Below are 13,374 nucleotides of genomic sequence, written 5' to 3'. Positions count from 1 at the left end.
TAGTGCGTTGCAGTCATTATTTTGGCGAGGTGAAGCATGGTCGGGATTACGGGCATTGGCTCAGGAATCAAAATCGACGAAATCGTTACAGCATTGGTCAATGCCGAAAGGGCGCCTAAGACCAATCAGCTGGACAATCTCGAGAAGACCACTGTTGCGCGCATCTCGGCCGTGGGCTCGCTGACCAGCGCGTTGAATAGCTTCAAAACCGCTGTCGACTCGTTGAATAAGGCCTCCTTGTTCGAGTCGCGAACGGCGAGCTCATCCAACACCAGTGCTCTTAAGGTTACTGCCGACACTACCGCGCCGGCAGGTAACTACAACGTCCAGGTTAAACAGTTGGCAACCAGCAGCAAGGTGGCGTTGCAATCGGTCGCTGGCGGTAACACTGCTACGTTTAATAGTGGTTCTCTGACTATTTCTACCGGTAGCTCGAATTTCGACGTTGATATCACTGCAGCTAATAACACTCTGGTCGGTATTCGTGATGCAATCAATGAGGCCGGTAAAAGCAGCGGTGTGAGTGCGACGATCATTACCGACGATTCTGGTTCGCGATTGGTTCTGAGTTCTACCAAGAGTGGTGGCGGTAATGATATTCAGGTCGTGGCCAGCGAGGATAATGTGACGATAGGGGCTAATACGCTGACGTCTCAGTCGTTCGCACCGACTGTCGATCCCGGTAATGCCGATGCCTTCCTTAAACCCGACTCCACTACGGGCGCTGGCGGTGTTATCACCAAGGCTCAATCATCCAAGATATCGATTGATGGTCTGGAGTTGGTTCGCGACACCAATCGCATTGAGGACGCTCTAGAGGGCGTCACGCTTGATCTCGTTGCGGCGCAGAACTCGACAGATTTGGCCGATGGTAAAACCATTAGCGTCACTGTGGGGGTCGACAAGGGCAGCGTGAAGAGCAACCTTCAGAAGTTTGTTGAAGCATACAACGCGTTGATTAGTACAACTTCGCAGTTGACTGCTGTTGTACCAGTCGATGGTGGCAAACCGGTAACTGGCCCTTTGCTCGGTGATTCCTCTATACGTAATGTATTGTCCAGTTTGCGAAACGAAATGGTGGAGTTGACCGGTGAGGGTGGGATCCGCGCGCTGGCAGATTTGGGTATTACCTCTGATTGGAAAACTGGTCAGCTCAAGATTGATGACACGAAACTGACTAAAGCGTTGGATGGCAATTTCGATCAGGTTGCCGGTTACCTCGCAGGCGATAATGGCTTGATGGGGCGTCTGTCCAAATTAGTTGGTGCATATGTAGGAGATACTGGTGTGCTTAAGCAGCGTACTGATGCGTTGCAAGCCACCAAGGCAGGCGTTGATGAGCAACGCAAAGCATTGGCCGTCCGGGTAGAGAGTTTGCAAACGCGTCTTTATGCCCAGTACAACGCTATGGACTCCCTGGTCGGTCGGCTGAAACAAACCAGCGACAGTCTGGCTAACCAGCTTGCCAGCCTGCCGGGCTTCGTTAAGAAGGATGCGTAATGAGCAAGAAGCCGATCGATACCTACAAGCAAGTCAACACCAGCCACGAGGTTTCGCCTTACCGTACCGTGCAATTGCTTCTTGAAGGCGCTGTGCAGCGGGTGATGTTGGCCAAGCATGCGCTGACTGAAGGAGATGCCGAAATTCGGGGCATGGCCGTTGGCAGCACCATCACTATCCTTGGTGTATTGCAGGCCAGTCTGGATAAGCAGCAAGGCGGTGAAATTGCCGAGAATCTTGACTCGCTCTACGACTATATGACTCGCCGCTTGGCAGGCGTGGCTCTCGACAGCACCCCGCGTACTCTTGATGAAGTGCAGACACTGCTTGAACAGATCAAGAGCGCCTGGGATGCGATTGGTCCAGAGGTTGAGCCGGCTGCGGGAAACTGATTTCGTTGCTAAAGCTTTGCTCTGTAGCGCCGATACCCAAGGTATCCAGCAAACAGAACAGCGAGAACAACGATGAACGCGATGGCGGCCCTCAAGCAGTATCAAACCGTCAACACTCAGGCGCAGGCTATTGAAGCCAGCCCGCATCGGCTGATCCAGATGTTGATGGAGGGTGGGCTCACCCGTTTAGCCCAAGCGCGTGGGGCTGTGGAGCGCAATCAAGTCGCTCTCAAGGGCGAGCTGATCAGTAAAGCCATCGGCATAATTGGCGGCTTGCGTGAAGGCCTTAACCTGGAGAAGGGCGGTGAAGTAGCTGCCAATCTTGATAGCCTGTATGAGTACATGACCTCGCGTTTGATTGATGCCAATGTGCAGAATGAAATAGCGCCGCTGGATGAGGTTGCAGGCCTGCTTCGCAATGTAAAAGCCGGCTGGGATGCCATCGCGGAGTGATGCTGTTTCCCGCCTGAGGAATTGTTTATGAGTTCATCCGTGCAGCGTCTAGAAGAAACCGGCAGCGCTTTGCGTACTGCGCTGGCTACTCAGGATTGGGCCGCTATTGGCGAGCTGGATCTGCAGTGCCGCCAGGCTGTTGACGAGGCCATGGTCGAGTCCGCCAGTGATGAAGAAACCCTGCGTGCGCGTATGCAGGAGTTGCTGGATCTTTATCGCGAGCTGGTTAACGTTTGCCAAGCCGAACAGCAGCGCTTGGCTCATGAGCTTGTTCAGCTCAATCAGTCGCAACAAGGCGCCAAGGTGTATCAGCTGTTCGGTTGATTAGCTGTTTTCGGTCGATGCTATTCAGTGTCGACCTTCTGGTGTTGGCCTGTGCTCTGCCACGATCTTTTCCCTTCTTTATTAAACAGCTGCTTAGTCTGCTTGGCGGACATAATAAAAAGCACGCCATAAAATTGACTATTAACAAAAAATTGACTTAACTAGTGGCCAATTGCCGGCGCTAGTTCGAGTGGTGTTTGGGCGGCGGGCGCGTTTTTCACTCCAGGATCAGTAAATAAATTATGTGGCGTGAAACCAAAATTCTCCTGATTGACGATAACAGCGAGCGCCGTCGTGACCTGACGGTAATTTTGAATTTTCTCGGTGAAGATCATCTGGCCTGCGATAGCCAGAATTGGCGTCAATACGTTGCAGAGTTGGCGTCCAGTCGTGAAGTGCTCAGCGTGTTGCTTGGCGAGGTGAAAGCCAAAGGTGGCGTGCTGGAAATGCTTAAACAGCTTGCCGTCTGGGATGAGTTTCTGCCGACGCTGCTGATCAACGATCAGGTTGCGGCTGAGTGGCCGGAAGAACAGCGCCGTGGTGTGCTGGCGACGCTGGAAATGCCGATGAGCTACAACAAGCTGCTCGATTCTCTGCATCGTGCCCAGGTTTACCGCGAGATGTACGATCAGGCCCGCGAACGTGGCCGTCAGCGTGAGACCAATTTGTTCCGTAGTCTGGTCGGCACCAGTCGAGCCATTCAGCAAGTGCGGCAGATGATGCAGCAGGTGGCTGATACCGAGGCCAGCGTATTGATCCTTGGTGAGTCGGGTACGGGCAAGGAAGTGGTCGCGCGCAATCTGCATTACCACTCCAAGCGTCGTGAGGCGCCGTTCGTGCCGGTCAACTGCGGCGCGATTCCTGCCGAGTTGCTTGAGAGCGAACTGTTCGGCCACGAGAAGGGTGCATTTACCGGTGCGATCACCAGCCGGGCTGGGCGTTTTGAGCTGGCCAATGGCGGCACTCTGTTTCTCGATGAAATCGGCGACATGCCACTGCCGATGCAGGTAAAGCTGCTACGCGTATTGCAGGAGCGCACCTTCGAGCGCGTGGGCAGTAACAAGACCCAGAGCGCCGATGTACGAATCATTGCGGCTACCCACAAAAACCTCGAAAAAATGATTGAGGACGGCAGCTTCCGTGAGGATCTGTATTACCGCCTCAACGTCTTCCCGATCGAGATGGCCCCGTTGCGTGAGCGCATCGAGGATATTCCGCTGCTGATGAATGAGCTGATCTCGCGCATGGAGTTCGAGAAGCGGGGTTCTATCCGTTTCAACTCGGCGGCGATCATGTCGCTGTGCCGGCATGACTGGGCGGGTAACGTGCGCGAGCTGGCGAACCTGGTCGAGCGCATGGCGATCATGCATCCCTATGGCGTGATTGGTGTTGGTGAGCTGCCGAAGAAATTCCGCCATGTTGATGATGAAGACGAGAGCATGGTGGCGAGTCTGCGTGATGAGCTGGATGAGCGTGCCACGATCCTGGCCGGCCTGCCGGGTGTGGATTCGATGGCCATGCTGCCGCCGGAAGGCTTGGACCTGAAGGACTATCTGGGCAACCTTGAGCAGGGTCTGATTCAGCAAGCCCTGGATGATGCAAGCGGTGTGGTCGCGCGTGCCGCCGAGCGCTTGCGCATTCGCCGCACCACCCTGGTTGAGAAAATGCGCAAGTACGGTATGAGTCGGCGTGATGATGAGGGACTGGACGACTGACCTTTCTGTGTCAGGCAATCGTCAGTGACTTGGCGCTTGCCCCTCCAATAAAGCCGAAGGTTTGACGAAACCTTCGGCTTTGTTTTTTATGGCGTTGATTTAAAAGGATATTTTTTCAGGCACGGGTATTGCTATCTCTCTTGTAACTGACTGTCTTATGACGGCTCGCTGCGCGAGAGAGAACCATGAACGCTAACGCCCAACGCCCTGAAGAATCCGAAACGCCCGCTCCTGTGGAGCAGGCCAGCCGTGCCGGGCTCGAACAGGCTTTTGCCTTGTTCAACCAGATGTCGACTCAGCTCAGCACCAGCTACAGCATGCTGGAGGCGCGGGTAACTGAGCTCAAGGGCCAGTTGGCGCTGGTCAGTGCTCAGCGCATGCAGGAGCTGGCCGAGAAAGAGCGTCTGGCTCACCGCCTGCAGAGTCTGCTGGATCTGCTGCCCGGTGGGGTGATCGTGATCGACGGGCAGGGTGTGGTGCGTGAGGCCAATCCGGTGGCGCGTAATCTGCTTGGCCAGCCGCTGGTGGGCATGCTCTGGCGCCAGGTGATCGCGCGCAACTTTGCCCCGCGTGAGGATGACGGCCACGAAATCTCGCTGAAAGATGGCCGGCGCTTGTCGATTGCCACCCGTTCATTGCACGCCGAACCTGGCCAGCTGGTGCTGCTGACTGATCTGACAGAAACCCGGCGCTTGCAGGATCAACTGTCTCGCCACGAGCGTTTGTCGGCCCTCGGTCGTATGGTCGCTTCTCTGGCTCACCAGATTCGTACGCCGCTCTCTGCCGCTTTGCTCTACGCCAGTCATCTGACTGAACAGGTGCTGCCGGTTGAGCAGCAGCAGCGCTTTGCCGGTCGCTTGAAAGAGCGTCTGCACGAGTTGGAGCATCAGGTGCGCGACATGTTGATCTTCGCCCGGGGTGAGCTGCCGCTGCCGGATCGTCTGGCACCCAAGGCGCTGTTTGACGCGCTACGCTGCGCCGCCGAGCCCCATGTGCTGGATATGCAGGTGCGCTGGCAATGCGACAGCCGCGCGGGCGAGTTGCTGTGCAACCGCGACACCCTGGTGGGCACCGTGCTCAATCTGATCGAAAACGCGATTCAGGCCGGCGGCCGTGAGGCGCGCTTGAAAATTCATCTCTACCAGCGCGGTGAAACGCTGCGTCTGTGTATCAGCGACAACGGTCCAGGCATCGATAGCGCGACGCTGGCGCGGCTTGGCGAACCCTTCTTTACCACCAAAACCACCGGTACCGGGCTTGGCCTGGCCGTGGTCAAGGCAGTGGCGCGCGCCCATCAGGGCGATGTGCAGCTGCGTTCGCGGCCGGGACGTGGCACGTGCGCCATTCTCACCTTGCCGCTGCTTGGTGCTACGCACCCTTTGATTCAGGAGTAACCATCCATGGCGAGCAAAATTCTATTGGTCGAAGATGACCGTGCATTGCGCGAGGCACTGGCTGATACCCTGGTGTTGGGTGGGCATGACTACCGAGCGGTGGATTGTGCCGAAGCGGCGCTGCTGGCGATTGCCGAAGAGCCGTTTGGCCTGGTGGTCAGTGATGTAAATATGCCCGGCATGGATGGTCACCAGTTGTTGGCGCAGATTCGCCAGAGCCAGCCACAATTGCCGGTGCTGCTGATGACGGCTTTCGGCGCGGTGGAGCGGGCAGTGGATGCCATGCGCCAGGGTGCAGCGGATTACCTGGTCAAGCCATTCGAGCCGAAAGCTTTACTGACGCTGGTTGATCGGCATGCGTTGGGCCGGGTTTCTGTCAGCGAGCAGGACGGTCCGGTTGCTGAGGAACCGGCCAGCGTGCAGCTGCTGGCCCTGGCCACACGGGTGGCGCAAAGTGATTCGACGGTATTGATTACCGGCGAGTCCGGCACCGGTAAAGAGGTGCTGGCGCGTTTTATCCATCAGCAGTCGCCACGTGGCAGCAAACCCTTCATTGCTATTAACTGCGCGGCGATTCCGGACAACATGCTCGAAGCCACACTGTTTGGCCACGAGAAAGGTGCATTTACCGGGGCAATCGCCAGCGCGCCGGGCAAGTTCGAACTGGCCGAAGGTGGCACCATTCTGCTCGACGAAATTTCTGAAATGCCACTGGGCTTGCAGGCCAAGCTGTTGCGCGTGCTGCAGGAGCGCGAGGTGGAGCGGGTGGGGGCGCGCAAGCCAATTACCCTGGATATCCGTGTGCTGGCCACCAGTAACCGCGATCTGGCCGCTGAAGTGGCGGAGGGGCGTTTCCGGGAGGACCTCTACTATCGCCTGTCGGTTTTTCCGCTGGCTTGGCGGCCACTGCGTGAGCGTCCGGCGGACATCGTGCCGTTGGCCGAACGCTTGCTGGCCAAGTATGTGAAGAAAATGAACCACGCGCCGATTCGGCTTTCCCCGCAGGCGCAGATGAGCCTGATGAGCCATAGCTGGCCAGGCAATGTGCGCGAACTGGATAACGCCATTCAGCGTGCGCTGATTCTGCAGCAGGGCGGGCTGATTCAGCCGCAGGATCTCTGTCTGTTGGCACCTATTGGTTCGGCCGTTACGCCGCCCGCACAACCGTTGTTGGCAGTGGTAGTCAATAGTGCGCCTGCACAGCAGGACGCCTCACCGGCAGAAGCTGGCGCCTTGGGCGATGATCTGCGTCGGCATGAGTTTCAGATGATTATCGATACCCTGCGTGCCGAGCGTGGCCGTCGCAAGGAAGCCGCCGAGCGCCTGGGCATCAGCCCACGCACCTTGCGCTACAAACTGGCGCAGATGCGTGATGCAGGCATGGATGTGGAAGGTTATCTGTTTGCCAGCTGAGCCGCTGTTTGCCGGGCTCTAAGCGCTGTACTTGATCGGGGTAGGCTGTAAATCGGACTACCCCGTTTGCGTTGGCGTATCAGTCTTTCCACGGTTCCGGCGCGCCCAGTAGGCGGCCCATTGCGCCGTACAGCCCCAGCTCCTTGAGCACTGCCAGCTCGCCCTCGGTCTCCACCATCTCGGCAATCAATGGCAGGTCGATGCTGTTGGTGGCGCGGAACACCGCCTCGATAAACATGCGTTTGTCGCTTTCCTGATCGATAGCGCGGATATAGGTGCCGTCGAGTTTCAGGTAGGCGAGGCCCAGGTGGGTCAGGTTGCCGATCAGGCTGAAACGCCCGCCGAAGTGCTGCAGACCCAGGCTGAAGCCGGTGTCACGGACGCCCTGGCTAAGCGCTTCCAGCTCGGCCGCCGGCGGCAGATGGCGTTCGTCCACTTCCAGAGTCAGCAGGCTGGCCTGCTGTGGGTGCTGGCGGAGGATGTCGAACATGCGCTTGAGGGTTTCGCTATCGCGCAGGGTCGCGGCCGAGAGGCTGAGGGCCAGTGGCGCCGCATGCTGGCTGAGGTGCGCCAGGCTGTGTTCGAGCATGGCCAGGTCAAAGCGCGCGGTCCAGCCCAGGCGTTCGATCCAGGGCAGGAAGCGGCCGGCGGCAATCGCTTCGCCTTGTGGGTCAAGCAGACGCGCCAGTACCTTGTGGTGCAGCAGCCGATTGCGATCAGCACACTGCGTGACGGGTTGGAAATACAGCTGCAGCTTGCGCTTGTTCAGCGCGTCGTCGATCCAGGTGCGCCATTCGTGCAAGCCCTGAGTCGGTTGTGCGTTGTAATCATCCAGACGTACCCAGTCGCGACTCGGGTCGTTCTGCGCTTGCGCCAGGGCCTGGTCGGCTCGGCCAATGACCTGGCCGGGTTCCTCGCCTGGCCGGAAGGCGGCAATGCCCATATGGGCCACCGGCGTGCAGTCGCTGGCGCCGGTCTGGCGTAGGCTTTCCAGGCCAGTGTGCAGCTCGCCGGCGAGCAGATCGGCTTCTTCACTGCCGATTCCCGGGGCCAGCAGGCTGAATTCGCCGCCGCGGCTGCGTGAGGCCAGCCAGTCCGAGCGGTTGGTCTGGTTGAGCAGGCGTTTGAGCAGTTCGCCGATGGCGGCAATCAGGGCGTCGGTCTGCTGGCCGCCGAGGCGCTGGTTGAGCCCGCCGAGGTCGTTGACCCGCAACAGCAGCAGATAGCCTTCGGCATTCTGCTCACTGACCACCAGTTGGTGGGCCAGACGGATATCGAACAGGCGGCGGTTGGCCAGGCCGGTGATGCTGTCCTGATAGGCCTCTTCACGCAGTTTTTCGCTGCGCGCGGCTTCTTCGGCGAACAGGGTTTTCAGCTTTTCCACCATCTGGTTCATGGCGGTGACGACGCGTTTAAGCTCCGGGGTGCGCGGCACCTTGGGCAGGGTGAGGAATTCGCGGCGGGTGATGGCCTGGGCCTGTTGCACCATGTTGTCCAGTGGGCGCAGTTGGGTGCGCAGCAGCCAGCCGCCGAGAATGGCGCTGACCAGGCCGCAGAGCAGTAGCCAGATCAGGCTGCCAATGGCGCTGTCCCAGAGTTTGGCCAGGGCGAATTGCGGGTGGCTGAGCACCTCGACCCGCGCGGCCTGTTCCCAGCCGCGCATGATCAGCGCATCGCCGCCCTGGGGCTGCAGGTCGACCAACTCGCTAAACCAGACCGGGACGGTTTCGGCGCTGGCATCGTCGCTGCGCCGTTCGACTATCACTTCGTCATTGGGGATGCGCACCACACGGATGCTGGTGAAGTAGCCGCTGTCGAAAATCGAGCTGACCATCAGTTCGATCATTGCCGGATCATCCACGTGTGGCGTCATCGACAGGCCCAGTGCGGTTGCGGCGTCCTGGGCGTGGGAGCGCAGCTGGCTGAGCAGTTGCTCGCGGGAGCTTTCCACTCCGGCGATAAAACTCCCAGTAAAGGCCACGACCAGGAACAGGCAGATGGCGAGAAATAGCTGCTTGAGTAGAGACATAGGTTCCTCCTAGCCTTCGCCGATGGCGAAGCCCTCCGTGCGCATTTTTTTCAAGATGTCCTGCCAGCGCGAGAGCTTCTTGGAGTCGCTCTTTTTGCTATTGGAGCCTGCGAGATAGAGCCCTTCGGCGTTGAATGCGTAGACCGGCAGCAGGTCTTTGCGCTGCGAGGCGGGTTTTATTTCATTGATCAGGTTGTCCAGCACCAATGGCTCGGCGCCGGGGCTGGCGTAATAGGTCAGCACCATGTGCGCCTGGTTGTAGTTGAGTGCCTTGACGTAAGTGATGCGCAGCTTGTCGCTGGGAATGCCGAGGCGGCGCAGGGTGAAGTATTTGGCGATGGAATAGTCTTCACAGTCGCCAGAGCCCTTGACCAGCATCTCGATGGGCGTGGCCCAGTAATCGTTCTGTTTCCACAGGCGGATATCATCGGTGAAGCGGATCTGCCGGTTGAAGAAGCGATTGACCTCAGTGAGCTTGTCTCTTTCGCTGCTGCTGCCACTGGCCTTGATTTGTGCTTCCCAGGCCTGGATGCGCTGTTTGGCGGCGCCGAGGTTGCCGTAGCGGTTTTCGGCATTTTTCAGGATCACGCCGAAGTCCCAGTTGGCCAGGGCGCTGGCCAGGCCGATCAGCAGGATGCAGCCGCCCAGCAACGCTCGGTTGAGGCGCTTGAACCATCCATGAGTGAGCTGACGGGGTGGCATGTACCGCGCCTCGACCGAAGATTGGGAAAGTCTAGGTGTTGCTGCTGATTTTTGCCGCGCTGAATATACCGAATGTCGGCTGGCGTGGTGCTTAGACGTTGTTCCGGGTTTTCTGGCTGAGGATATACAGGCTGACCAGTACCGCGCTGGTCAGCATAAAGGCCCTGGCCCAGAACAGTGGCACCAGGTAGCACGACAGGCCGATGCTCAGCCACATTAGGCCGATGGCGTAGACCTTGCCCTTGAGTGGAATACCCTGACCTTCGAGGTAGTCGACGATCCACGGGCCAAGCTGGCGGTGATTGACCAGCCACAGGTAGAAACGCTTCGAGCTGCGCATAAAACAGGCGGCCGCCAGCAGCAGAAAAGGCGTGGTAGGCAGGACTGGGAGAAAAATGCCAACCACGCCCAGCGCTACGCTCAGCCAGCCGATGGCCAGCAGAATATAGCGAAGGGCAGGGTTGCGCTGCTCCTGAATCTCACGCGCCATGGCGCGTGCTTAGTGGTGGCGAGGTTTCAGAAGGGCAGGCTTTTCTTCCGGCGCATTGCACAGCAGGAACAGTGCGGTCAGCAGCTCGGGGATCTGCTCGACCATGCTGTCAACCAGGTCGCGATCACGGGCGATCTCGGCAAACTCAGGCTGTTCGTCGAACAGGCCGGAGCCGACCATGATCGGCAACAGCAGTTCGCTGACTTCATCTTCAGCGTCGTCGAACCACACGGCTTCACGCAGGAACACCCCTTCCATAAAGCCGATGCACCAGCCGCGCAGATCGGAATCGTCCGGCTCTTCGCCCAGGTCGAGCTCGCACGGCACTTCCGGATCATCATCGCTGGCCAGTTGGCGGGCGATATGACTTTGCAGCTGGATCAGGGTCGCTTCGATCTCTTCACGCTCGGCATCACTGCGGTAATGCGGCGCTTCGGAGAACAGCGCGTCGATCCACTCGCGTTCTGGCACCTTTTCCGGGCAGATCGACAGGGCGGTCAGGTAGCCGTGGGCGGCGATGTAGTCCAGTGCCTCCTCATGCAGCTCATCGGCATCGAGGAAGGCTTGCAGGCGGGAGAGTTGCTCGGCGAAGGACATCGGGGGCTACCTTGAGGGAGTAAACGAGGCTGAATTCTAGTCTAGAGCGGTCACAGCGGCCATAGCCGCAGGCCATGGCTGGTGAAATTCGGATCAAACTCCAGCATGCCTGCGCGTGCCCAAGCGGCACTTGCGTATAATGCGCGGCTTGTTTCGGAGACCTTTCATGCTCGAACACGCGCAGCGCATCCTCAAAGACGTATTCGGCTACGACAGCTTTCGTGGCCGTCAGGGTGCAATTATCGAGCGCGTGGCCAGTGGCGGTGATGCTCTGGTATTGATGCCCACTGGTGGCGGCAAGTCGTTGTGCTTCCAGGTGCCGGCCCTGCTGCGTCAAGGCCTGGCGGTGGTGGTATCGCCGCTGATCGCGCTGATGGACGATCAGGTCGCCACCCTGGATGAGCTGGGTGTGGCGGCGGTGGCGCTGAATTCCACCTTGAGCGCCGATGAGCAGCGTGGGATCGCCGAGCGAATCAAACGCGGCGAAATCAAGATGCTCTACCTGGCCCCCGAGCGGCTGGTGCAGCCGCGCATGCTGAGCTTTCTGCAGAACCTCGAGATTGCCCTGTTCGCCATCGACGAGGCGCATTGCGTATCGCAGTGGGGGCATGACTTCCGCCCGGAATACCTGCAGCTGGGCCAGCTCGCCGAGCTGTTCCCCAATGTGCCACGCATCGCCCTGACCGCCACGGCGGATATGCGCACCCGCGAGGAAATCGTTCAGCGTCTGCATCTGCAGAATGCCGAGCGTTTTCTGTCGAGCTTCGACCGGCCGAATATCTTCTACCGCATCGTGCCCAAGGAGCAGCCGCGCAAGCAGTTGCTGAACTTCCTCGCGGCGCGCAAGGGCGATGCTGGCATCGTGTATTGCCTGTCGCGCAAGAAGGTCGAGGAGGTCGCCTCATTTCTTTCTGAGCAGGGTTTCCCCGCGTTGCCGTACCACGCTGGCCTGGCCAATGAGTTGCGCGCTTATCACCAGAAGCGCTTTCTCAACGAGGAAGGGCTGATCATGGTCGCGACCATCGCCTTCGGCATGGGCATCGATAAGCCGAACGTGCGCTTTGTCGCTCACCTTGATCTGCCGAAATCCCTGGAAGCCTATTACCAGGAAACCGGACGCGCCGGCCGTGACGGTTTGCCGGCGGATGCCTGGATGGCCTACGGCCTGCAGGATGTGATTTTCCTCAAGCAGATGCTCAACAACTCCGAAGGCGACGAGCGCCACAAGCGCGTCGAGCAGCACAAGCTCGATGCCATGTTGGCGTTGTGCGAGGAAACTCGCTGTCGGCGTCAGGCGCTGCTGGCCTATTTCGATGAGGACATGCCGCAGCCCTGCGGCCATTGCGACAACTGTATGGACGGTGTGCAGACCTGGGATGCCACCGAGCCGGCGCGCCAGGCGCTGTCGGCGATCTATCGCACCGGCCAGCGTTATGGCGTCGGCCATCTGGTTGACGTGTTGCTTGGTCGCGACAACGAGAAGATCCGTGGCGTGGGGCATCAGCACCTGGCGGTGTTCGGCATCGGCAAGGCGCTGGCCGAAGGTGAGTGGCGTTCGCTGTTCCGCCAGTTGGTGGCGCGCGGTCTGGCTGATGTCGATCTCGAAGGTTTTGGTGGGCTGCGCCTTTCTGACAGTTGCCGGCCTTTGCTCAAGGGCGAGGTCAGCTTGCAGCTGCGCCGCGATCTGAAACCGCAGCAGAGCGCCAAGGCTTCCAGCAGCGCGGCCAGCCAACTGGTGCGTGGCGAGGAGCGCGGCCAGTGGGAAGCGCTGCGCGCCTTGCGCCGCAAGCTGGCGGAAGAGCATGGCGTGCCGCCTTATGTAATTTTCCCGGATGCCACCTTGCTGGAGATGCTGCGCAGCAAGCCCAGTACCCTGGCCGAGATGGCGCGGGTCAGTGGCGTTGGCGCGCGCAAACTGGAGCGCTATGGCGAGGCTTTTCTGGCCGTGCTTGGCGCGGAGGATGAGGCGCCGCGTGCGGTGGTCGATTTGCGCCATGAGCTGGTCAGCCTGGCTCGTGCCGGTATGACCCCGGCGCAGATCGCCAGCCAGCTCAGCTGCAGCGAGAAGAATGTCTACGGCCTGCTGGCCGAAGCCATTGGCCGTCAGCAATTGTCCCTGGAGCAGGCGCTGGATGTGCCCGAGGCATTGCTCGGCGAGATTCAGGATGCCTTCCTCGATGGTGAGGGTGAGCTGCCGCCGGTAGCGGCGGTCAGCGAGCAGTTTGCCGGACGGGTTGAGCTGGGCATCCTGCACTGCGTGCGAGCGGCCTTGCAGGCGGAATTCGAGGCCTGAGTGGCCTGCCTCTGTCTGCCGGTTCATCTTGTGGCACTGAGTACGAGCGACTAAGGTGTTTTCAGCCACCCA

Annotated in this window: 12 protein-coding genes; 8 read left to right on the top strand and 4 right to left on the bottom strand. The window is 59.3% G+C overall.

Annotated elements, in window-relative coordinates:
• The first annotated feature begins 36 nt into the window (after window positions 1-36).
• The 7 genes from fliD to ACIN8IBEIGE_RS16445 all read left to right on the top strand — a co-directional run bounded on the left by fliD (window position 37) and on the right by ACIN8IBEIGE_RS16445 (window position 7,191).
• Window positions 37-1,500, top strand: a complete 1,464-nt coding sequence (fliD, locus tag ACIN8IBEIGE_RS16475) for a flagellar filament capping protein FliD (protein WP_160015604.1) — start codon at window positions 37-39, stop codon at window positions 1,498-1,500.
• On the top strand, window positions 1,500-1,892 hold the full coding sequence (gene fliS, locus ACIN8IBEIGE_RS16470; protein ID WP_160015603.1) for a flagellar export chaperone FliS: 393 nt from the start codon (window positions 1,500-1,502) through the stop codon (window positions 1,890-1,892). The genes fliD and fliS (ACIN8IBEIGE_RS16470) overlap by 1 nt, the downstream gene beginning before the upstream one ends.
• Window positions 1,893-1,964: 72 nt before the next feature.
• Complete coding sequence (fliS, locus tag ACIN8IBEIGE_RS16465) at window positions 1,965-2,345, top strand: flagellar export chaperone FliS (protein ID WP_160015602.1); 381 nt, start codon at window positions 1,965-1,967, stop codon at window positions 2,343-2,345.
• A 27-nt stretch (window positions 2,346-2,372) separates the two neighbouring features.
• Window positions 2,373-2,669: a flagellar protein FliT gene (locus ACIN8IBEIGE_RS16460; RefSeq protein WP_160015601.1), complete on the top strand. Its 297-nt coding sequence runs from the start codon at window positions 2,373-2,375 to the stop codon at window positions 2,667-2,669.
• Window positions 2,670-2,911: 242 nt separating this feature from the next.
• Window positions 2,912-4,384, top strand: coding sequence for a sigma-54 dependent transcriptional regulator (locus tag ACIN8IBEIGE_RS16455; RefSeq protein ID WP_160015600.1), 1,473 nt, complete (start codon window positions 2,912-2,914; stop codon window positions 4,382-4,384).
• A 185-nt stretch (window positions 4,385-4,569) separates the two neighbouring features.
• Complete coding sequence (locus ACIN8IBEIGE_RS16450; RefSeq protein WP_160015599.1) at window positions 4,570-5,778, top strand: PAS domain-containing sensor histidine kinase; 1,209 nt, start codon at window positions 4,570-4,572, stop codon at window positions 5,776-5,778.
• A gap of 6 nt (window positions 5,779-5,784) precedes the next feature.
• Entirely contained in the window at window positions 5,785-7,191 is a 1,407-nt protein-coding gene (locus ACIN8IBEIGE_RS16445; protein ID WP_160015598.1) for a sigma-54 dependent transcriptional regulator, read from the top strand.
• Window positions 7,192-7,270: 79 nt separating this feature from the next.
• On the opposite strand, the gene lapD is transcribed toward ACIN8IBEIGE_RS16445, so the two are convergent.
• The 4 genes from lapD to ACIN8IBEIGE_RS16425 all read right to left on the bottom strand — a co-directional run bounded on the left by lapD (window position 7,271) and on the right by ACIN8IBEIGE_RS16425 (window position 11,009).
• On the bottom strand, window positions 7,271-9,220 hold the full coding sequence (lapD, locus tag ACIN8IBEIGE_RS16440; protein WP_160015597.1) for a cyclic di-GMP receptor LapD: 1,950 nt from the start codon (window positions 9,218-9,220) through the stop codon (window positions 7,271-7,273).
• Window positions 9,221-9,229: 9 nt separating this feature from the next.
• Window positions 9,230-9,922 carry a cysteine protease LapG gene (gene lapG, locus ACIN8IBEIGE_RS16435; protein ID WP_160015596.1) on the bottom strand — a complete coding sequence of 231 codons (693 nt, stop codon included), beginning with the start codon at window positions 9,920-9,922 and terminating at the stop codon, window positions 9,230-9,232.
• Window positions 9,923-10,013: 91 nt separating this feature from the next.
• Complete coding sequence (locus ACIN8IBEIGE_RS16430; RefSeq protein WP_160015595.1) at window positions 10,014-10,412, bottom strand: YbaN family protein; 399 nt, start codon at window positions 10,410-10,412, stop codon at window positions 10,014-10,016.
• A 9-nt stretch (window positions 10,413-10,421) separates the two neighbouring features.
• Window positions 10,422-11,009 (bottom strand): YecA family protein, encoded by a 588-nt coding sequence (locus ACIN8IBEIGE_RS16425; RefSeq protein WP_160015594.1) that lies wholly within the window; start codon window positions 11,007-11,009, stop codon window positions 10,422-10,424.
• Window positions 11,010-11,175: 166 nt separating this feature from the next.
• Between ACIN8IBEIGE_RS16425 and recQ the strand changes: the two genes are divergently transcribed.
• On the top strand, window positions 11,176-13,302 hold the full coding sequence (recQ, locus tag ACIN8IBEIGE_RS16420; RefSeq protein ID WP_160015593.1) for a DNA helicase RecQ: 2,127 nt from the start codon (window positions 11,176-11,178) through the stop codon (window positions 13,300-13,302).
• Window positions 13,303-13,374: the final 72 nt, after the last annotated feature.

It is taken from the genome of Pseudomonas sp. 8BK (assembly GCF_902506475.1).
Classification (GTDB): Bacteria; Pseudomonadota; Gammaproteobacteria; order Pseudomonadales; family Pseudomonadaceae; genus Aquipseudomonas; species Aquipseudomonas anguilliseptica.
This window is presented reverse-complemented; position numbering and strand designations above follow the sequence as displayed.